The 269-nt window shown below is 66.9% G+C and carries 1 protein-coding gene; it reads left to right on the top strand.

What is annotated here, in order from left to right:
• The coding region (locus IH26_RS0152750; protein WP_034218348.1) for a DUF4291 family protein at positions 1-211 on the top strand (211 nt) is incomplete at its 5' end.
• Positions 212-269: the final 58 nt, after the last annotated feature.

The following is a 269-nucleotide window of genomic DNA, read 5'->3' as shown; positions in this document are numbered from 1 at the left end:
GTTGCAACTCGGACTCTCCGGCGAGGCGATCGACCGCTACGTCGACGAGTGGACCATCGCGATCACCGACATCACCCCCACCGTCCACGACATCCACGCGCTGCTGAAGGCCGGCGACCACCAGGCGGCAGCAGCCAACCGGCCGGCCGAACATGTCTACCCACTGCCGAACGAGCTCAGGCCACGGATTGACGCGAGCCCGCCCGCGTAGCGCTCGTTGACGCTCGTTGCCGGAACTCCCGATCACCAGGCCCCGCTAATGTCACCCT

This window comes from Actinoplanes subtropicus, assembly GCF_000721705.1.
Taxonomy (GTDB): Bacteria; Actinomycetota; Actinomycetes; order Mycobacteriales; family Micromonosporaceae; genus Actinoplanes; species Actinoplanes subtropicus.
This window is presented reverse-complemented; position numbering and strand designations above follow the sequence as displayed.